Here is a 19,585-nt window from a genome sequence, read left to right as displayed (position 1 = left end):
TGTGGAAACCTTGGGACACAGTGTAAGCAAGCAACCCACGCAGCGGAAGCGGGTGTTTGCGGAGAGGGGCTTAATTTGGCTCAACTGGCCTGCAAACGTTCGATGAAGCGCTCCAGCAGCTGCAGCACCGCATCCCGCTGGCGGAACAAATCCGGCAGACGCACTTGGGCATGCGGGTCTCCGTTTTCCGCCAGCTTGAGCAATTGATTGGCGAGCGCATGAAACTCCTCGTGGATTGCTTCCAGGGCCTGAAATTCCGCAACCTGGCCATAGCGGCGCATGCCTCCCCGATAATACCATTGTCCCAGGCGGCAGGCCCGGCTGCCTAGGGCGGGCGGAGGGCCTTTCGGCGCCCGGACATAGGCGGCCACCCGTTCACACCATTGACGGTGGCTGACCATGGCCAGCAGCAGAGCAGTGTCCTCCGCGGGTAGGCAACTGGTCCCAAGATCTTGCCATGGGCGCTCCGCCATCCAGCGTTCCATCCACGCCGGAATGTCCTCTGCCGGCATGGGCCGCGCGATGCCGTAGCCCTGGCCCAGCTTGCAGCCCAATTTGACCAGCAGCATGGCATGCTGCAAGGTTTCCACCCCTTCGGCGATGACGTACCGGTTGAAGGCCTCGGCCAGATGAATCACGCTTTCCACGATGCCCAGGTCGTCGGGGTCGTCCAGCATGTCGCGCACAAAGCTGCCGTCCACCTTCAGCGATTCCACCGGGAGTCGCCGGAAATAGGTCAGAGAGGAGTAGCCGGTGCCGAAGTCGTCGAGAGCAAAGCCCACGCCCAGATCGAGTCCTGCCTGCAGCGCAGCCGAGGCTTTTTCCAGGTCGCTGATGGCGACGGTTTCCAGTATCTCCAATTCCAAGCGGCGGGGTCCGATCGCCGGATGGCGTTGCAGTGCCAGTTCCAGCCGATGGATGAAGTCCGGACTTAACAGGTGCTCAGCGCTGACATTGGCACTCACGGCCAGTTCCAGCCCGAGCTTTTTCCAGGCCTCCATCTGCTCCAGTACGGCGTCGATGACCCACTCGCCCAGTTGGCCATCCAGTTCCGTGCCTGCCAGAAACGGCAGGAAGGCAGCTGGCGTCAAGAGACCCTCGTCAGGATGGCGCCAGCGAATGAGGGCCTCGACGCCGATCACCTGGCCCGTGACCAGATTGACCTTGGGCTGGAAATAGAGGATGAATTCGTCATGCCTGATCCCGTGTGATACGCGCTGCAGGAAGTCACGCTGTTCCCGCGCCTGGCGGTCAAATTCGGGATCGAACAGATGGAAGCGATTGCGCCCGTTCTCCTTGGCCCGGTACATGGCCTGGTCGGCGTGACGCAGAAGCGTGTCGCCATCGGCATTGTCGTGGGGGAACAGCGTGACGCCGATGCTCGCGGACAGCGTGATGACCTGTTCGTCCAGATGCAGGGGGTGGGAAACCGTGGCGAGCACCCGTTCCAGCAAATGGCTGCTTTCCTCTTCCCGGGACAGGTCGTTGAGCAGCAGCACGAATTCGTCGCCACCCAGCCGCGCCAGGGTATCCTCGGCACGCAGCACTTCCTGCAGATTGCGCGTCAGCATGACCAGAAGCTGATCGCCGGCGTCGTGGCCGAGGCGGTCATTGACCGGCTTGAAGCCATCCAGGTCCAGGTAGCACACGGCAAGCAGCTTGCCGCTGCGGCGGGCGTGGGCGATGGCATGATTGAGGCGGTCGGCCAGCAGGCGGCGGTTGGGCAGGCCGGTCAGAGGGTCGAAATGGGCGATGCGGTTCAACTCCGCGGCGTGCTCCTTGAGGCGACTGATGTCGGAAAACACCCCCACGTATTCCTGAACCTGTCCGTGCGAGTCGCGCACCGCGGCGATGGACAGCATCTCCGTGTAGAGGCTCCCGTCGCGCCGCCGGTTGCAGATTTCCCCGCGCCATTGCCCGGTCTGCAGCACCGATCGCCACATCTCCTCGTAAAAGCCTGAGCCCTGGACACCGGACCCGAGCAGTTTCGGGTTTTGCCCCAGCACTTCATCCCGCGTGTAGCCGGTAATCTGGGTAAAGGCGGGATTGACGTCGATGATGTTGTTCTCGGCGTCGGTGATGATGATGCCTTCCTGGGTGTTGTGAAACACGCTGGAGGCACGGCGCATGGCCTCCTCGGCATCGCGCCGGTCGGTGATGTCGCGGGCTATGCCCAAAACGCCTGCCAATGCCCCTTGCTGGTTCAGGAGCGGTGTCTTGACCGTCTCATAGATGCCGCGGTGGCCGTCCGTTGCCGAAGTAAGCCATTCCTCGTTGACGACCGATACTCCCGCCGCGACGGCGGCAAGGTCACGGGAGCGGAGGAAATCGGCTGTCTCTCTGGGGAAGAACGCGTAATCGGTATTGCCGATGATCGTCGCCTCCGGATGCCCCATCAGCCTCTCGCAACTGGGGTTGCAGAACAGGTAGACGCCATCGGGATCCTTGAGCCAGACCATGTCGGGGATGGTGTTGAGCAGGGATCGCAAGCGCAGGCGTTCCTCATCGAGGCTGCGGCGCACCTGTTTGGATTCCGAGATGTCGACGCCCAGGGCCAGCAGGTAGGTCTGATCGCCGATGTGCGTCCGCTTGCAGGTCAGAAGCACCGGAATGGTCGCGCCGCTGGCCGTGTGCATGCCGGCTTCCACCGTGGCTCCGCCCTGGGCGAACGCGTCGGCCAGGGCCTTGGCGATGTGCGGGCGGTCTGCGGCTTGGAACAGGTCGGCGCTGCGCAGGCGGGGCAGATCGATGTCAGAAAGACCGGTCAGTTGCTTCAGATGCTGGTTCCAGCGCAGGATCCGGTCCGTGCCGTCGGTCATGTAGAAACTGCCCGGCAGGGCGTTGATCAGGTCTTCCGAAAAGAGCTTTTCTTCATGAACCAGGGCATGCTGCCGTTCTGCCTCGTTCTGTGCCCGAAGGCTGAGCAGGGCTTGATCGAACAGGTTGGCCAAGGTTTGCAGGGCAGTCGCGGTATGACTGGTGATGCGCGGGACATGTCGGCAGACCAGCAACAGACCGCCTTCCCAGAGCGGGTCTCCAGCGACGCCGAGGGGAAGCAAGACGGCGGCGCTGGCGCCGTCTTGCGCGCGGATTTCATCCCAGGAGGAGTTCGCTTGTCCACACAGGTTGTGAGGGGCGCTGGCTACGGGGCACAGGTCGTCGCGTGCCGGGCAACTGCAATAGAGCTTGCCCGGCCTCAGCGGCTCCGGTCGAAGTTTGGCCACAAGCTGCGGCCAGTCCTGTTCGAAGTGCTCGGAAACGCCTTGGCGGTTCAATACCGTAATGGACTGGTCGGGCAAGCTTTGAAACACCAGGCCGCCGTCCAGATCGGTCAAGGACAGGGCAAAGTCCAGGGCGGCGCGCAGCAGGGCATCCCGTCCTGGGCGGGCCATCAGGGCTTGCATGAATCGATGCTGGGCATCCATGAGCAAGGCGGCGTGCTTGCGCTCGGAAATATCCAGCAGACTGCCCGCCGTCCGCAGCGGGCGGCCCTGCTCGTCCCGGTGCAGTACCCGTCCCCTGGCCTCCAGCCACAGCCAGCGTCCGTCCGCGCCGCGCAGGCGGAACTCCGTTTCGAACAGTTCGCCGGCGGCACTCTGGGGCGCGCGCAGGTGCTCGAAGGTGTGCGGCCGGTCCTGCGGGTGAATCAGGTCCAGCCAGCCGCGCAGTCCGGTGGGCGCCCAGCCTTCCGGCTTTCCGCACAGCAGGGCCAACTTGGGGCTCCAGACGACCCCGTCGGTCTCATGGTCAAATTCCCAGACGCCCACGCCGCTGCCTTCCAGGATCAAGCCCAGTCGCGCGGCGAGATCGGAGTTCTGCTCCTGCAAGCTGGCACGTTCGTGCCAGACTTCGTCGAACAGCGCCAACCCGAGCTTTTCCAGCATGCGGTTCTGGCTGACCACCCCGAGCAAGTGTCCTTCCCCATCAACGACGGGCAGGTGCCGGAGCTTCCAGCGCGCCATGGTGGCGGACGCCTCGGCTACCTGGGTCGAAACGGGGATGCAGTGCAGTGGCGCGGTCATGACCTGGCAAATGGGCACGGCCTCCAGATCCACGCCGGCGTTCCACAGCCGCGGAATATCGCGCTCGGTGAAGATGCCCAAGGGCCGCTGGCTTTCCACCACCAGCACATAGTCCCAGCCCGAAGTCACCATGTGTTGGATGGCCTGGCCCAGCGGCATGTCCGGTGGCAGTTGCGACACCACGGGATCCAGCACCGCGTCGAGGCGATCAATCTTGCTGAAAACTTCCTGGTTCAGATGATTGCGGAAATCGGTGGCGGTTGCGATTCCGACCAGTGTGCCTGCAGTGTCCGTTACCACCAGGTGGCGGATGCGGTGCCGGCGCAGAATTGAGTACGCTGAATGGAAGTCTGTATCGACGGTGGCGGTGATGAGCGATGAACTCATGCGCTCGTTGACCGCAGCCTGACCGCCATCCTGGCGGTTCAGCAGGGTCAGAAGGTCTTTTTCGGTGATGATGCCGACGGGCTGGTGACCATCCGCCACCACCAGGCATGAGATGCGCGCCTCGCCCATGAGCCGGGCGGCCTCGCCAATCGGGCAGCGCGGGTCCACGGTCCGCACCCTGGGACTCATGATGTCGCCCAGTTTCAAGGCTTCAATGGAAGACATAGTCCGCTTAGTTCTCCCGGGGATGCGATTTCCCCAACCTGCCTGAGAAAACATAGCAGGCGGGAAGGCGACGCGTATTGCGGTGGGGGCATCGCGGCAAATGGCGCGGAAACGGCCGTTGGATGTCGATCTGGCGACGCCGCTTCCGCCTTGCTGGGGCAAAAAAGAACCCGCCGGAAGGCGGGTTTAGTAGATGGTCTACCAAACCTCTCGGAGCAAGAGGAGGAACGCCATTTGAGACTCCTCCCCGCCCGAAAGGTTCCAGAATCAAGGCTCTGACCGCATCGGCTGTGGCATCGGTAATGATGGCCGGTCAGATCAGCATGGTGACCAGGCTTCCGAGGATGAAGGACAGCAGCAATGCCAGCGGGATGCCGATGAGCACCAATGCGCCTATGGCGGCGACTCGCTGCATCCAGTCCAGGGTATCCCACCACTCCAGCGCCTGGGCCCGCTTCCTGGCATACCACTGGTTGCTCAGATCCTTGTAGACGGTCTTGTAGGCGGTCACCGTCTGACGCGTCTTCTTGCTGATGGTGATGGACTTGCGCAGCAGGATGTAAAACAGCGCCAAGGCGATGACCACGCCGGTATAGGCGGTGGCCATCTGTGCGATGGGCGGGCTGAGCCCCACCAGTTCAAACAAGGTGTCGAGGCTTTCCTCGACAAACTCCAGGGTCAGCGGCACGAATTCGCTGACCAGGTTCCACAGGATTTCCCAATACATCACCCCGAGCACGATAGCGGCGATGAACAGGGTGAGCCAGATCAGGCCACGGATCGGCGAGACTTGCGGCGGCGGTCCCGGATCGCTGTCTTGGCGGCGGTAGAATCGCTCGTTGCGCGGCTGATCGGGTGATGTGCTCATAATTCTCTACCCAGTTGTTTTCTAATAAGCGGCATGCGGGACGGTATCGGAGTCGAGGCGGCGGCCATTCGAATTCTATCCACCGGTCGGGATTATTGCGAAATTTTTACGTGCAGGCCACGCCTTGGCCGGGAAGCGAAGGCGGCTGCCACTGCATCCCTGCAATGGCGGGTCGTGATCTCACTTCAGCGCGCGGATGCCGTCCGGCGAGCCCAACAGAACGATGTCCGCGGGCCTTAGGGCGAAGATGCCCACGGTGACCACGCCCGGGATGTTGTTGATGGTGCGCTCCAGCGCCGGCGGGTCGAGGATTTCCAGATTGTGCACGTCGAGGATGTGGTTGCCGTTGTCGGTGACATAGTTCTCGCGCCACTGCGGCTGGCCGCCCAGCTTGACCATCTCGCGCGCCACATAGCTGCGCGCCATGGGGATGACCTCCACCGGCAGCGGGAACTTGCCCAGCACGGGCACGTATTTGCTTTCGTCGGCGATGCAGAGGAACTTGCGGCTGGCCCCAGCGATGATCTTCTCGCGGGTCAGTGCGCCGCCGCCGCCCTTCACCATCTGGAAATGGGGATTCACCTCGTCGGCGCCGTCCACGTAGATTTCCAATTCCCCAGCCGCATTCAGGTCCAGCACGGGAATGCCAAGCTCCTTCAGGCGCTTGGTGCTGCCTTCGGAACTGGAGACCGTGCCTTCGATGTCGCCCTTCAGGTCCGCCAGGAGTTCGATGAAATGGTTGACCGTGGAGCCGGTGCCGATGCCCAGCAGCGTAACGCCTTTCACGTATTCCAGGGCTGCTTCGGCAGCCTTCTTCTTCAGCTCATCTTGTGTCATAGCTTAGCTCCGTCATGGGTTCGACATCCGTGCGATAATACCTCGCGTCGGCCGGCCCTGTCATGCCCGGCTCGCCCGCGCCCCGACCGGCGTGGCCGCTATCTCCGAGACTGCACCGATGATTTACAAGTACATAGAGAAGATTCTGCGCGCCCGTGTCTACGACGTGGCGGTGGAGACGCCGCTGGATTTTGCCCCGAACCTGTCCCGGCGGCTGCAAAACTCGGTGTACATCAAGCGGGAAGACCTGCAGCCGGTATTCTCCTTCAAGCTGCGCGGAGCCTACAACAAGATCGCCGCCTTGGACGAAGAGTCCCGCGCCGCCGGCGTCATTGCCGCCTCCGCCGGCAACCATGCCCAGGGTGTTGCACTGGCGGCCCAGCAGCTCGGCATCCGTGCCCTCATCGTCATGCCCTGCACCACGCCGGCCATCAAGGTGGAAGCGGTGCGCAATCTGGGTGGAGAAACGGTGTTGCACGGCGATTCCTACGACGAGGCCTACGAGCATGCGCTGACCCTGGCGCAGGAGCAGCGCCTCACCTTCGTGCACCCCTACGATGACCCGGATGTGATCGCTGGGCAGGGCACCGTCGGCATGGAGATCCTGCGCCAGCATACCGGCGAGGTTCACGCCATCTTCGTGCCGGTGGGCGGCGGAGGTCTGATTGCCGGCGTTGCCGCCTACGTGAAATTCGTGCGGCCCGAGGTCAGGATCATCGGCGTCGAGCCGGACGATGCGGACTGCCTCAACCGGGCGCTCAAGGCCAAGCGGCGCGTGGTGTTGAAACAGGTGGGCCTGTTCGCCGACGGCGTCGCGGTGAAGCAGATCGGCAAGGAACCCTTCCATATTTGTCACCAGTATGTGGATGAGGTGGTCACGGTGACCACGGACGAAATCTGCGCCGCCATCAAGGACATCTTCGACGACACCCGGTCCATCGCCGAACCGGCTGGGGCCCTGGCAATCGCCGGACTGAAGCGCTACGCAGAGGACAGGGCACTGTCCGGGGAGTCGCTGATCGCCATCGAAAGCGGCGCCAACATCAATTTCGACCGCCTCAGGCATGTGGCGGAACGCGCCCAGGTGGGTGAGCAGCGGGAAAGCCTGTTGGCGGTCACGATTCCCGAGCGGCCCGGCAGTTTCTTGAATTTTTGCCGTTCCCTGGGGCGGCGCGGGATCACCGAGTTCAATTACCGCTTCTTCAATGAACAGGCGGCGCATGTGTTCGTCGGCGTGCAGATCAGCGATGGCCGCAAGGATCGCGAGGTCCTGATCAAGGACCTGGCCAGTCAGGGTTTCGATGTCACCGACATGACCGGAAACGAACTGGCGGTGGAGCACATCCGCTACATGGTGGGCGGGCACCCGCCGCGGCTGCTGGACGAGATCGTCTACAGCTTCGAGTTTCCGGAGCGTCCCGGCGCCCTGTTGAAGTTCCTGTCCTTGATGGGCGGGCGCTGGAACATCAGCTTGTTTCATTACCGCAATCACGGGGCCGCTTTTGGTCGCGTGCTCATGGGCATCCAGGTGCCGAAGGCAGACCGCAAGGCATTCAGGGAGTTTCTCGACGCCTTGGGGTATGTCTATCGCGAGGAAACCGAGAATCCGGCTTACCGACTGTTTGCCGGGGGTGGGATGTGATGGCGTTGGGACTCGGTCCGGCGGCTTGCTTGGACCGAAAGGCCCTGGATATTCAGATTTTGCTTGTAATGCCGGCGGTTTTCTTCTATTGTTGCCACTGTTGTATTGGGGTCCGCGCCAGCGCACCGTAGTATTGGTTCCATCTGGAATTTTTCTGCTCCAACTGCCCGCCTTCCGTAATACTCCACACCGGCCCTGGCCAGCGCTTAAATGGCTGTCGGGGTTTTCAGCGCAAGCGTTTTATTGAGAGATTTCAGCATGTCACAGACTCAGAACGGAACTGTTAAGTGGTTCAACGAAAGCAAGGGATTTGGCTTCATCCAGCGCGAAAACGGCAGCGACCTGTTCGTGCACTTCCGCTCGATTCAGGGGCAGGGTTTTAAGACTCTGAAGGAAGGTCAGCGCGTGAGCTTTACGGAGGTCAGCGGCCAGAAGGGCCCGCAGGCCGAGAACGTGATCGTTCTCTAACAGTTGTAACCTGCTCGTCCGCAAGGGTGGGCTGCAATGGCAGCCCACCCTTTTTCTTTTGCGGGCCCTCTAAGGCTCGCATGTCACGTTCTTGACTTAAGGAGAGGCAGCGCATGTTGACCCTTTTTGTTCGTAACCTTCCCCCCACCACCACTGAAACCAACCTGACCGAGTTGTTCAGCCATTACGGCAAGGTGTTTGATCTAAAGGTCAGCCGTGATCTTTTCACGGGCAAAGCCCGCGGCACGGCCTCGGTCAACATGGAAGGTCATGAGGCGCGCCAGGCTATCGCCGGACTGGACGGGTCGGATTTCAACGGCAACACCATCTATGTGGCCTTGGATAAAGGCCCGCGCAATGGGCGTGGCCGACGCTGAGATTTTCGTCTGAGTCAGGCGGCCCGTCGCTCCTTGGCACGGGCCGAGCATGCCGAGTAGCGACGCTTTCTGGCGTTCAGTGCCGGAAGTGCCGCATGCCGGTAAATACCATGGCCATGCCGTGCTCGTCGGCGGCGGCGATCACTTCGCTGTCCCGCATCGAGCCGCCGGGCTGTATGACCGCGGTGATGCCGGCCTGTGCGGCGGAGTCCACGCCGTCGCGGAACGGGAAAAAGGCATCTGAGGCCACCACCGAACCCTTCACCTCCAGGCCCTCATCGGCCGCCTTGATGGCGGCGATACGGGCCGAATAGACCCGGCTCATCTGGCCGGCACCGATGCCAATGGTCTGACGATTCTTGCAGTAGACGATGGCGTTGGATTTCACGAACTTCACCGTTTTCCAGGCGAACAGCAGATCAACGATCTCCTGCTCGCTCGGAGCCCGCCGGGTGACGATCTTCAAGTGTTCGCGGCCAATCACGCCGTCGTCGCGGTCCTGCACCAGCAGGCCGCTGGTGACGCGCTTGAAGTCCAGCGCCGGCTGACTGACTTTAGGCCACTGACCGCAATCCAGCACCCGTACGTTCTGCTTGGTTGCGAGTAGCGGCAACGCATCGGCGTCGATGCCCGGCGCAATGATTACTTCCACGAACTGGCGGTCGATGATGGCCTTGGCGGTCGCGGCGTCCAGCGGACGGTTGAACGCAATGATGCCGCCAAACGCCGAAGTGGGATCGGTGGCATACGCCCGCTCGTAGGCTGTCAGCAAGCTTTCCGCTTGCGCGATTCCGCAGGGGTTGGCGTGCTTGACGATGACGCAGGTGGGTAGCTCGGCGAAGCTTTTCACGCATTCCAGGGCGGCGTCGGCGTCGGCGATGTTGTTATAGGACAACTCCTTGCCCTGCAGTTGCCGCGCGCTGGCGATGCTGCCCGCGGGTGCGCCGGCTTCCACGTAGAAAGCCGCACGCTGGTGCGGATTCTCGCCGTAGCGCATGCTCTGTGCGCGTTCAAAGCTCAGGCTCAGATGTTCCGGAAAAGGCGGCGCGTTCTCCATTCGCTGTGCCAGATAGTGCGCGATGGCGCCATCGTAGCGTGCGGTATGGGCAAAGCTCTTGGCGGCGAGGCGGAACCGCGTCGCAGCCGAGAGGGAGCCGGCGTTACCCTGCAGTTCCTCGAGCAGGGCCGAATAGTCGGCTGGATCCACCACCACGCCGACGGATGCGTGATTCTTGGCGGCGGCCCGGATGAGGGCCGGACCGCCGATATCGATGTTCTCGATGGCCTCGTCCAGGCTGCAATCGGATCGCGCCACGGTCTGGGTAAAGGGATACAGGTTGACTACCACCAGGTCGATCGGGGCGATGCCATGCTCGGCCATGATCGCCTCATCGATGCCGCGCCGGCCCAGAATACCGCCATGAATTTTGGGGTGCAGGGTCTTGACGCGCCCGTCCATCATCTCCGGGAAGCCGGTGTGCTGCGACACTTCGGTGGTGGCGATGCCGCTGTCTGCCAGCAGTCGCGCCGTACCCCCCGACGAGAGGATCTCGATGCCGAGTGCGGCGAGATTGCGGGCCAGTTCGACAATGCCGCTCTTGTCCGAAACGCTCAGTAGCGCACGGGAGATTGTGTGGTTCATGCTGTTTTCGCCGTGAAGTGAAAGGGGCGATTATTCCAGTCCGTACTGGGCGATCTTCTTGCGCAAGGTGCTGCGGCTCATGCCTAGCATCTGCGCCGAGCGTGTTTGATTGTAGCCGCAGTGTTCGAGCACCGTCTGAATGAGCGGTCGTTCCACCTCGCTCAGGACCAGGGCGTGCAGTTCAGTGACGTCGCAGCCACCCAGCTGGGAGAAATAATCCTTGATCGCCATGCGCACATGCTCGCTGAGCACCAGGGAGTTGGTTGGGGTTCCCTGGACTGTGTCAATACCAGTCTCGCTTGCGTCCACTTTCATGCGGCCAGTTTCCGGAATGCGGTTTCGAAGAGTTCTCGTGTAAGCTGGATCTGTCGATCCGGTTTTTCCTCGGAAAATAAGGGCTTCAGGCGATCAAGGGCGAAACCTGGCCAGTGCTTGGCGTACCAGCCGATGTGCTTGCGGGCGATGCGTACGCCGGCCATGGGGCCGTAAAACGCATGCAGTTCCTGCACATGCTGGATCAGGACGCGGTGGCGTTCGGTGGGCTCGGGGTCTTGGAGCCTTAGCCCTTCCGTGAGAAAGGCGTTGATCGTTCTGAATTGCCAGGGACGGCCTAAGGCCGCACGTCCCACCATGAGAGCGTCGGCTCCTGTGGTGTCGAGGACGAACCTGGCTTTGTCCGGGGAATCGATATCACCGTTGGCGATCACCGGGATGCCGACGGCGCTTTTGACCTCTGCGATTGTAGAGTATTCGGCCATTCCGGAAAAGCCGCAGGCGCGGGTGCGGCCGTGCACCGCAAGGGCCTGGATCCCTGAGTCCTCGGCGAGTCTGGCGATGCGCACGGCGTTGCGGTTTTGGAGGTCCCAGCCGGTGCGGATCTTGAGTGTCACCGGCACTTCGACGGCCTTGACCACGGACTCCAGGATGCGTGCTACCTGTGTTTCGTCCCTGAGCAACGCCGAGCCGGCCGCCACGTTGCACACTTTCTTGGCCGGGCAGCCCATGTTGATGTCGATGATCTGTGCGCCGCGCTCCACATTGAGGCGCGCCGCCTGGGCCATGTGCAGCGGGTCGGCGCCGAGAATCTGGATCGCGCGGGGTTCAGGTTCGCCGAGATGATCGCAACGCAGGCGCGTCTTGCGGTCATCCTGCAGGGCAGGATTGGAGCTCACCATTTCGGACACCGCGAGACCCGCGCCGTAACTCCGGCAGATGGCGCGAAAGGGTCGGTCGGTGACCCCGGCCATGGGCGCCAGGATCAAGCGGCTATCGAGTCGATACGGTCCTATGTGCATCGGGAGGGTGTGTCCAGCAGCGGGGCGTGAAGTCTAAACGGAAAGCCTCAGGCTGGCAAAGTCAATTTTCCCGCCCGCCGCGCCGGTTTTCAGTTGCCTTGGTAGAGGCGGTCGACCAGGGATTTGAAGGCAGGCGGGCGGGTCAGGACGATGTAAAACAGGATCAGGGCCAAGATCGGGATGGGCAGTGTGTCCAACACGGCGATAAGGCTGAGCCAGATCAACAACTGGGTCTTGGCGCGCATGCGGCCCCGTGGGTTCAGGCGGGCCCAACGGCGCCCGTCAGCCGCGTTTCCGCTTCGCGGTACTTCTGCGCGGTACGCTCCAGTATGTCCGCCGGCAGTCTGGGGCCGGGGGGGGTCTTGTCCCAATCCAGGGTTTCCAGGTAATCGCGCACGAACTGTTTGTCAAAACTGGGGGGGCTGATGCCGACCTGATACTGGTCCAGCGGCCAGAAGCGGGAGGAGTCGGGGGTCAACGCCTCGTCGATGAGCAAAAGGTGCCCTGCCTCGTCCAAGCCGAATTCGAATTTGGTGTCGGCGATGATGATGCCGCGCTCCCGGGCGTAGGCAGCCGCTTCCGTGTAGAGGGTGAGACTGGTATCGCGCACCTGCTGTGCCAGGCTTGCTCCCAGCAGTTCAACGGTGCGCGCGAAATCGATGTTCTCGTCGTGGGAGCCCAGTTCGGCTTTGGTCGAAGGGGTGAAGATGGCCTGGGGCAGTTGTTCGGCCTGGCGCAGTCCCTGAGGCAGGGATACTCCGCAGACGGCGCCGTCGCGCTGGTAGTCCTTCCAACCGGAACCGATGAGATAGCCGCGTACCACCGCTTCCACCGGTAGCGGCCGCAACTTGCGGACCACGATGGCGCGGCCTTGCAGAAGGGCGCATTCCGCCGGGTCCCTGATGACCTGCTCCAGCTTCAGCTTGGACAAATGGTTGGGAATGACGTGCGCCAACCGTTGAAACCAGAAGTTCGAGACGGAGGTGAGCACGCGGCCTTTGCCGGGAATAGGGTCCGGCAATACAACGTCGAAAGCGGACAACCGGTCGGTGGTGACGATGACCATGTGGCGCTCATCCACGTCGTAGATGTCGCGTACTTTTCCGCGGGCTTTGAAGGCGAGGCTCTTTAGATCGGTCTCGTAAAGGACTTCGGGCGGGTTCATGCTTCCTCTCGGCGTGGCGGGCTTTATGAAAAGCGGGCAATCATGTACTTTCTGCCACTTTGATCGCAAGCATAAAATAAATCAACGGCACAGCCCATGAACTGGTTCGGTAAGGTCATCGGTGGGGCGCTGGGGCTGCTGGTGGGAGGGCCTGCCGGCGCCATCCTGGGGGCTGCCGTGGGGCACCAGTTCGACCGGCGCCACCTGACGGAGGGTGTGCTCGGCCTGCATTTTGGACCGGGTGACCAGCAGAGGGTGCAAACCGCCTTTTACTCCGCCACCTTCGCGGTGATGGGGCATGTGGCCAAAGCCGATGGACGTGTCAGCGAAGCAGAAATCGCCGCGGCACGCACCATCATGAGCCGCATGGACCTGTCCGATGAGATGCGCAAACAGGCGGTAAGCCTGTTCACCGATGGCAAGCGGGCCGATTTTCCGTTGGGCGAGGTGCTCGAGCAGTTTCACAAGGAGTGCCACCGGCGCTACACCCTGATTCGTGTATTTATCGAGATCCAACTGGAGGCCGCCCTGGCCGATGGCGCCTTGCGGGCCGAGGAGGAGCGCTTGCTGCTTGAGATCTGCGATCGTCTCCGGTTTTCCCGCTTCGAGTTTCATGCCATTCGCGCAGCGCTGGAGGCTCAATTGCGGGTGGCTGGCGCTTGGCGGCAGTCCGGTGGTTCGGGCTATCGCCAGCAGCGGGTGCTGCGCCAGGAACCGAGCCTGGCCGACGCCTACGCGGCGCTTGGAATCAAGCCCTCGTCTTCGGCTGCCGAGATCAAGCGCGCCTACCGCCGCATGATCAGCCAGCACCACCCGGACAAGCTGGTGGCCAGCGGCCTTCCCGAGGAAATGGTGAAGCTGGCCAACGAGAAGACGCGGCAGATCCGCCAAGCCTACGAGATTATCTGCAAGCACCGAAAACTGAAAATTTAGTGAATTCAAGGAGACAGCCATGCCCTCATTCGACGTGATATCCGAGGTCAACCTGCACGAGGTCAGCAACGCGGTGGACCAGGCCAATCGCGAGGTGGAGACCCGCTTCGACTTCAAGGGCAGTAACGCCAAATTCGTTCTAAACGATGCGACCATCAGCCTGAGCGCCGAGAGCGAATTCCAGTTGCAGCAGATGCGCGACATTCTGCACAACAAGCTGGCCAAGCGGGGCGTAGACATCGCCAGCCTGAAGACCGAGCCGCCGACTCAGGCGGGCAAGGAAGCGCGGCAGGCCATCAGCCTGGTCCAGGGCATCGACACGCTGCTGGCGAAGAAGATCGTCAAGCTGGTCAAGGACCGCAAGCTCAAGGTGCAGGCGGCGATCCAGGGGGACAAGGTACGCGTGACCGGCAAGAAGCGCGACGATCTGCAGGAATGCATTGCGGCCCTGCGTGCCGAGAAGCTGGAACAGCCCCTGCAGTTCGACAACTTCCGTGATTGAGCCGGGACCGGCCGGGGGCGAGGCGCCGGTCGCGCTGATCACCGGGGCCGGGCGGCGCCTGGGCGCCTGCATGGCGCGCCGCTTCCATGGCGCCGGTTGCAATGTCGTGCTCCACGTTCGAAATTCCGGACCGGAGGCTGCCGCGATGGCTGCCGAGCTGAATGGGCTGAGAGCCTCCTCGGCGCTGGTCTGTCAGGCCGATCTCCTGGACCTTTCCGCTCTCGGAAATGTAGCGAATGAAGCAGCCGGCGCCTGGGGCCGGTTGGATGTATTGGTGAACAATGCCTCCAGTTTTTATCCCACGCCCCTTGAAAATGTGACCGAGGGGCAGTGGGAGGAGCTTATGGGCAGCAACCTCAAAGCGCCTTTCTTTCTGTGCCAGGCGGCTGCGCCTTTTCTTCGTGCGCGGCGTGGTTCGGTGGTCAATCTTATCGACATTCACGCCGAGCGGGGGCTCAAAGGTTATCCCGTGTACAGCATTGCCAAGGCAGGGCTCGCGGCCATGACCCGTTCCCTCGCCAAGGAACTGGCGCCGGACATACGGGTCAATGGCGTTGCGCCGGGCGCGGTGCTGTGGCCGGAACATGACATGGACGTAGCCAAGCAGGCCGAGATCCTGTCGCGGATTCCCTTGCAGCGCACCGGAGAGCCGGAGGATGTGGCGCGGGCGGCACTTTTCCTGGCATTTGAAGCGCCTTATGTCACCGGCCAGATACTGTCCGTGGACGGCGGTCGCAGCCTGTTCAGTTGAATGATGCATTTGCTCCACCGAAAAGGATCACTTCACGCCGCCGCCCATATTGAGGCATCATCGTTCTCAGTATGAGATTCCATTCCTTATTCAGCCCGAAACGACCATGATTCCATTGACTACAGACCTCAACGCCAATTATCAGCGCTTTATCGAGCACATCCAGGAGTCGGGCCAAGTGTGGGGCTTGCAATCGGCCAGCGGCTGGGTGGTGGTGGATTCCGCCGAATTCGAGGACAGCGAGGTCATGCCGTTCTGGTCGGAAGAAGGGCATGCCAAGGCGCATTGCGTCGACGAATGGGCCGAATTTTCCCCGGTCGCCATCGACATCGAGGACTTCGTGTCGGACTGGCTGCCTGGCATGGACGAGGACGGTACCCTGGTGGGACCGAACTGGAATGCCGATCTGGAGGGTCTGGAAATCGAACCCGTGGAGATCGCCCGGCAATTGGGCGCAAACGCCGAGTGATGTCCGGCGCGGCGGCGCTCCAATCGGTCTGGGCCGACGGAGTTCTAGGAATTGAATGACGCAGCATGGACATGCTCAGTCTTCGGGGTGCGCATGCCGCGCATCATCTATGGTACTGCGTGGAAGGAAAACCGCACCGCCGAATTGGTGGAACTCGCGATTTCCATGGGTTTCCGCGGCATCGATACAGCCTGCCAGCCTAAGCATTACGATGAGCCGGGCGTCGGGGAAGGCCTGGCGCGATGCCTGAAGCGCGGGGTGTCCCGGGATTCGCTCTACCTGCAGACCAAGTTCACGCCGCTGGCCGGGCAGGATCCTGCCCGGGTTCCTTACGATCCCGATGCATCGCTGGCGCAGCAGGTGGCTCAATCCTGCGAGGTCTCGCTTCGCAATTTGGGTGCCGAGTACCTGGACGGATTGCTTATGCACTCGCCTTTGCAGCAGCCGGAGGCGACCCTGGAGGCTTGGAGAGCCATGGAAGACTTGTTCCATTCTGGGACTGTGCGGCAGCTTGGCCTGAGCAATTGCTACGATCTGGCCCGTTTCAAGGGGCTATGGGAGGCAGTGAAGGTGAAGCCTGCGGTATTGCAGAACCGCTTTTATGCGGATACCGGTTACGACCGCGCGTTACGCGCGTACTGTGTTGAAAACGGCGTCATCTATCAGAGTTTCTGGACGCTGACTGCGAATCCGAAGCTCCTGGCAGACTCGACAGTGACTGGCTTGGCGGCTCGTTATGGGCGGACCCCGGCACAGATTCTGTTTCGCTGCCTGACACAGATAGGTATCGTTCCCTTGAGCGGCACGACGCGCGAATCGCATATGCGCGAGGATCTGGCTATCTTCGAATTTGAATTGAAGGGGGATGAGCTTGTCGCAGTGACGGCGCTTTTGTAAGCGGCTCGGTTGAGGCAAAAAAGAACCGCCTGGTCTGTCGAAGGTGTCCTCAGTCGGACGCCAACATGTGAAGGTCACGCAGATCGTTTGGTGCAGGAGCTTTGGCTTTGCGCCTTGACACCTACCCTCGATCCGAAATTTCGTGCCAGGGAGTAGCCCGTCATCCGGGATTCTATCCCTACTAGCCTTCGACTGACCAAGCAGTAATGGTGTCTCCTTTGTGTGAATGGGGGGGGTTCACGCTGGAGACGGTCTTAAGATTAGGTGTGAAGAGGGGTCGACAATGTGAATGCCATCACACTTTCGGCGTGCCCATCCGGGGCTGTCCCGCTCTTCGCGATGGCCGTTCTGAAGACGGGCGAGTCTTCTCGGATCAATTGAAGCAGAGTTAAAGGCTGGGACGACAGCATGAATCCGAACACGAGCCAAGAAGAAGCCAAGGGCAATCCGGTCGAGATTTTTCAGAATGCCTGGAATATGTACCGGAAGATCGTGGAGCACGACTACATGTTTCACACTTCGATCTACGGTGATCTCGGCCGCTATCTGGAAGGCTTGCAAGAAGCAGCGCCACTCGCGGTAGTGGAACTGGGATGCGGCGACGCCAGTCAGTCGATGAAGGCATTCAAGCGCTGCAGACTTGCGAGCTACCTGGGCCTGGACCTATCGCAGCCGGCCCTGGAACTGGCGGCCCGGAACCTCGCCAGTCTTCCGTGTCCCGTGCGTCTGGAACTTGCGGACATGCTGGAAGGTCTTTCGCTCGTTGACACGCCGGTCGACGTGATATTTTCAGGGTTTGCCCTGCATCACCTTGCCTTGGAGGACAAGGCCCGCTTTTTTGCATTGACCCGAAATGCCCTGAAACCCGGCGGCGTGTTGCTGCTTACGGATGTCATGCGCGAGCCCGGCCAGAGCCGCGAGGACTATCTCAGCGCCTACCTGGGCTATGCGGAGCAGCATTGGCAGTCGCTGGTCCCGGCGGAATTCACGCTGCTACGCGAGCATGTGGGAAATTTCGATTATCCGGAAACCGCAGAGACCTATGAGCGCATGGCCAGGGAATCCGGTTTTGCGTCGGCCAGGCAACTGAGCCGGCATACTTGGCACCAGACCTGGATTTACCGGGACGGCGATTAGCCTCCCTAGTTCGCCGCAGGTTGCAGCATGCAGCCGTTCAGAAAATGGCGCACGACCTGTCGCACCCAGGCCTCTGTTTCCGCTTCCGTGGGCGGGGTTTCCAGACCCAGTTGCTGGCGGTGGAAGCGCTCGCCACGCACGGCATTGAGAAACTGCCCGGCGAGGAAATGGCTGTCCATCTCCGCCACGAAGCCAAGCCCTTGCTGCAGCGTGAAGAATTCGGCGAGGCGCACCAGGGTGCGTTCCGGTCCGTTGCGGTAGAACTCCGCGGCGAACTCCGGAAAGCGCGCGGCCTCCGCCATGATCTGCGCGCGGAGGGCGGTGCAGGCCGGGCGTGTGATCCGCCCGAGATAGAAGCAGCCAAATTCCACCAGCACCGCCTCAATCGGCCGGTCTAAGCCGGTCTCAAGCGGCAGGCTGGCGACAAATTCGTCGCTGACCCTGCGGACCACCGCCCCGAACAACTCCGACTTGCCCCCGAATTGGTTGTAGATGGTGCGCAGGGACACTTGGGCCGTGCGGGCGATGGTTTCCAGGCTCAGGTTGCCGTAGCCATGTTCCGCAAACAACTGCATGGCCTGGTCCAGCAGTTGATCGCGTCGTACCGTTTCCTCGCCCTTGCGGGGGCGTCCGGATCGTTGTGTCGGGGTGCTCATGCGCCTGGTGCAGCCGCTTAACAAAAAATGAAAGGGTATGTTACCATTTTGGCATTATCCAGGTCATCATCACCCGCAGGAGACGAGAAACATGGCCACACTCATGCGTGCCAGCGCCAATCCAGGGCGGCCATTCGAGTGTCTGCATCTTTTCCTCCTCGCGTTCTGGATCGCGTTGGTGTCCCTGCTCGGAGGCTGCGGCGCGTCCTCCGATTCGCCAGCAGGCGCCCCGCCGCCACCGTTGGTGAAAGTCGCCCAGCCGCTGTACCAGGAAGTCCGGACCTGGGATGACTACCCCGGTCGGATCGAGGCCGTGCAGTCGGTGGATGTTCGGGCCCGGGTGGATGGTTATCTGGAGAAGGTAAACTTCCGCGCTGGCGAGCAAGTGGAGAAGGGTGATCTGTTGTTTCTCATTGACCCGCGGCCCTTCAAGGCCCTGCTCAGCCGCGCCCAGGCGGAGCTGGAGCAGGCCAGGGCCCGCCTGGCGCTGGCCCGTAACAATCTCGCCCGCGCCGAACTGATGTTCAAGTCCAAGGCGATTTCCGAGGAAGAATTCGACGCCCGCAGCAAAGGCCTAGCGGAGGCCGTGGCGGCGGAGCAGTCGGCCGAGGCGGCCGTGTATTCGGCGCGCCTGAATCTCGAGTTCACCGAGGTGCGCGCCCCCATCTCCGGTCGGATCGGGCGCGAGCTGATCACCGCCGGCAATCTGGTCAAAGGGGGTGGCGCCGACGCCACCCTGCTGACCTTCATCGTGTCCACCGACCCGGTGTATGTCTACGTGGACGTGGACGAGCGCTCCGCGCTGAAATACCGCCGGCTGGCGGGGACCGAGTGCCAAGCTCAGGCGGAAAAGGGAGTGGGTGCATGCATGCTGGCCGACATGGCCCTGGCAGACGAGAGCGGTTATCCCCATCACGGCCGCATCGAATACGAGTCGCCGCGCTTGAACGCCTCGACCGGCACCTTGACCCTGCGCGCGGTGTTTTCCAATCCCGACGGATTGCTGAGTCCCGGCTTCTTTGCCCACTTGCGGGTCCCCGGCAGCGCGCTGTTCCAGGCCGTGCTGCTGCCCGACCGCGCGGTTGCTACCGACCTGGCGCAGAAGTTCGTCTGGGTGATGGGGACCGATGGCAAGGTCGAGCGGCGCAAAGTGACGTTGGGTGCGCTGGTGGACGGGTATCGTGTGATTGCCGAAGGCTTGAAGCCGGGCGAATGGGTGGTGGTGGAAGGCATCCAGAAACTCAAGCCCGGCGCCGCGGTCAAGCCGGAAAAGACCACCCTGCCTCAAGCCGGCTCCGGACAGGCCAAGTAG

The 19,585-nt window shown here is 62.0% G+C and carries 19 protein-coding genes; 10 read left to right on the top strand and 9 right to left on the bottom strand.

Annotated elements, in window-relative coordinates; translation table 11 throughout:
- Positions 1–80 precede the first annotated feature (80 nt).
- The 3 genes from EK23_RS22495 to rpiA form a co-directional block, all read right to left on the bottom strand.
- Positions 81–4,634 (bottom strand): EAL domain-containing protein, encoded by a 4,554-nt coding sequence (locus EK23_RS22495; protein ID WP_158002490.1) that lies wholly within the window; start codon positions 4,632–4,634, stop codon positions 81–83.
- A gap of 313 nt (positions 4,635–4,947) precedes the next feature.
- Entirely contained in the window at positions 4,948–5,502 is a 555-nt protein-coding gene (locus tag EK23_RS10540) for a hypothetical protein (RefSeq protein ID WP_045225308.1), read from the bottom strand.
- 180 nt (positions 5,503–5,682) lie between these two features.
- On the bottom strand, positions 5,683–6,339 hold the full coding sequence (gene rpiA, locus EK23_RS10535; protein WP_045225307.1) for a ribose-5-phosphate isomerase RpiA: 657 nt from the start codon (positions 6,337–6,339) through the stop codon (positions 5,683–5,685).
- Between the two features lie 91 nt (positions 6,340–6,430).
- Here rpiA and ilvA point away from each other — a divergent pair, with 91 nt between their 5' ends.
- The 3 genes from ilvA to EK23_RS10520 all read left to right on the top strand — a co-directional run bounded on the left by ilvA (position 6,431) and on the right by EK23_RS10520 (position 8,826).
- The gene (ilvA, locus tag EK23_RS10530; protein WP_268748175.1) at positions 6,431–7,981 is read left to right on the top strand and encodes a threonine ammonia-lyase, biosynthetic; all 1,551 of its coding nucleotides are present in this window, start codon (positions 6,431–6,433) and stop codon (positions 7,979–7,981) included.
- Between the two features lie 258 nt (positions 7,982–8,239).
- Entirely contained in the window at positions 8,240–8,449 is a 210-nt protein-coding gene (locus tag EK23_RS10525; protein ID WP_045225305.1) for a cold-shock protein, read from the top strand.
- A 113-nt stretch (positions 8,450–8,562) separates the two neighbouring features.
- Positions 8,563–8,826 carry an RNA recognition motif domain-containing protein gene (locus EK23_RS10520; RefSeq protein WP_045225304.1) on the top strand — a complete coding sequence of 88 codons (264 nt, stop codon included), beginning with the start codon at positions 8,563–8,565 and terminating at the stop codon, positions 8,824–8,826.
- Between the two features lie 76 nt (positions 8,827–8,902).
- Here EK23_RS10520 and purH read toward each other — a convergent pair whose 3' ends face one another.
- From purH to EK23_RS10500, 5 genes are all read right to left on the bottom strand, one after another.
- Complete coding sequence (gene purH, locus EK23_RS10515; RefSeq protein ID WP_045225303.1) at positions 8,903–10,468, bottom strand: bifunctional phosphoribosylaminoimidazolecarboxamide formyltransferase/IMP cyclohydrolase; 1,566 nt, start codon at positions 10,466–10,468, stop codon at positions 8,903–8,905.
- Between the two features lie 30 nt (positions 10,469–10,498).
- Positions 10,499–10,783 carry a helix-turn-helix domain-containing protein gene (locus EK23_RS10510; RefSeq protein WP_052808102.1) on the bottom strand — a complete coding sequence of 95 codons (285 nt, stop codon included), beginning with the start codon at positions 10,781–10,783 and terminating at the stop codon, positions 10,499–10,501.
- Entirely contained in the window at positions 10,780–11,763 is a 984-nt protein-coding gene (gene dusB, locus EK23_RS10505; protein WP_045225302.1) for a tRNA dihydrouridine synthase DusB, read from the bottom strand. Before dusB ends, EK23_RS10510 begins: the two co-directional genes overlap by 4 nt.
- An 89-nt stretch (positions 11,764–11,852) precedes the next feature.
- Complete coding sequence (locus tag EK23_RS23925; RefSeq protein WP_200892140.1) at positions 11,853–12,008, bottom strand: hypothetical protein; 156 nt, start codon at positions 12,006–12,008, stop codon at positions 11,853–11,855.
- Positions 12,009–12,022: 14 nt separating this feature from the next.
- A complete protein-coding gene (locus EK23_RS10500; protein WP_045225301.1) occupies positions 12,023–12,928 on the bottom strand; it encodes a phosphoribosylaminoimidazolesuccinocarboxamide synthase in 906 nt (301 codons plus the stop codon).
- A gap of 96 nt (positions 12,929–13,024) precedes the next feature.
- On the opposite strand from EK23_RS10500, the gene djlA reads away from it, so the two are divergent.
- The 6 genes from djlA (at position 13,025) to EK23_RS10470 (ending at position 17,617) form a co-directional block, all read left to right on the top strand.
- Entirely contained in the window at positions 13,025–13,861 is an 837-nt protein-coding gene (gene djlA, locus EK23_RS10495; RefSeq protein ID WP_045225300.1) for a co-chaperone DjlA, read from the top strand.
- A gap of 19 nt (positions 13,862–13,880) precedes the next feature.
- Positions 13,881–14,363, top strand: a complete 483-nt coding sequence (locus EK23_RS10490) for a YajQ family cyclic di-GMP-binding protein (protein WP_045225299.1) — start codon at positions 13,881–13,883, stop codon at positions 14,361–14,363.
- Positions 14,356–15,114 carry a pteridine reductase gene (locus tag EK23_RS10485; RefSeq protein WP_235282000.1) on the top strand — a complete coding sequence of 253 codons (759 nt, stop codon included), beginning with the start codon at positions 14,356–14,358 and terminating at the stop codon, positions 15,112–15,114. Before EK23_RS10490 ends, EK23_RS10485 begins: the two co-directional genes overlap by 8 nt.
- Positions 15,115–15,220: 106 nt before the next feature.
- Positions 15,221–15,583, top strand: a complete 363-nt coding sequence (locus tag EK23_RS10480) for a DUF2750 domain-containing protein (protein WP_045225297.1) — start codon at positions 15,221–15,223, stop codon at positions 15,581–15,583.
- Between the two features lie 93 nt (positions 15,584–15,676).
- Positions 15,677–16,480, top strand: a complete 804-nt coding sequence (locus EK23_RS10475) for an aldo/keto reductase family protein (protein ID WP_045225375.1) — start codon at positions 15,677–15,679, stop codon at positions 16,478–16,480.
- Positions 16,481–16,888: 408 nt separating this feature from the next.
- Positions 16,889–17,617 carry a class I SAM-dependent methyltransferase gene (locus EK23_RS10470; RefSeq protein WP_045225296.1) on the top strand — a complete coding sequence of 243 codons (729 nt, stop codon included), beginning with the start codon at positions 16,889–16,891 and terminating at the stop codon, positions 17,615–17,617.
- 5 nt (positions 17,618–17,622) lie between these two features.
- Here the strand turns inward: EK23_RS10470 and EK23_RS10465 are convergent, their stop codons facing one another.
- Positions 17,623–18,273, bottom strand: coding sequence for a TetR/AcrR family transcriptional regulator (locus EK23_RS10465; RefSeq protein WP_045225295.1), 651 nt, complete (start codon positions 18,271–18,273; stop codon positions 17,623–17,625).
- Positions 18,274–18,364: 91 nt separating this feature from the next.
- On the opposite strand from EK23_RS10465, the gene EK23_RS10460 reads away from it, so the two are divergent.
- On the top strand, positions 18,365–19,585 hold the full coding sequence (locus tag EK23_RS10460; protein ID WP_082054101.1) for an efflux RND transporter periplasmic adaptor subunit: 1,221 nt from the start codon (positions 18,365–18,367) through the stop codon (positions 19,583–19,585).

Origin of the sequence: Methyloterricola oryzae, from assembly GCF_000934725.1 — a bacterium.
Classification (GTDB): Bacteria; Pseudomonadota; Gammaproteobacteria; order Methylococcales; family Methylococcaceae; genus Methyloterricola; species Methyloterricola oryzae.
This window is presented reverse-complemented; position numbering and strand designations above follow the sequence as displayed.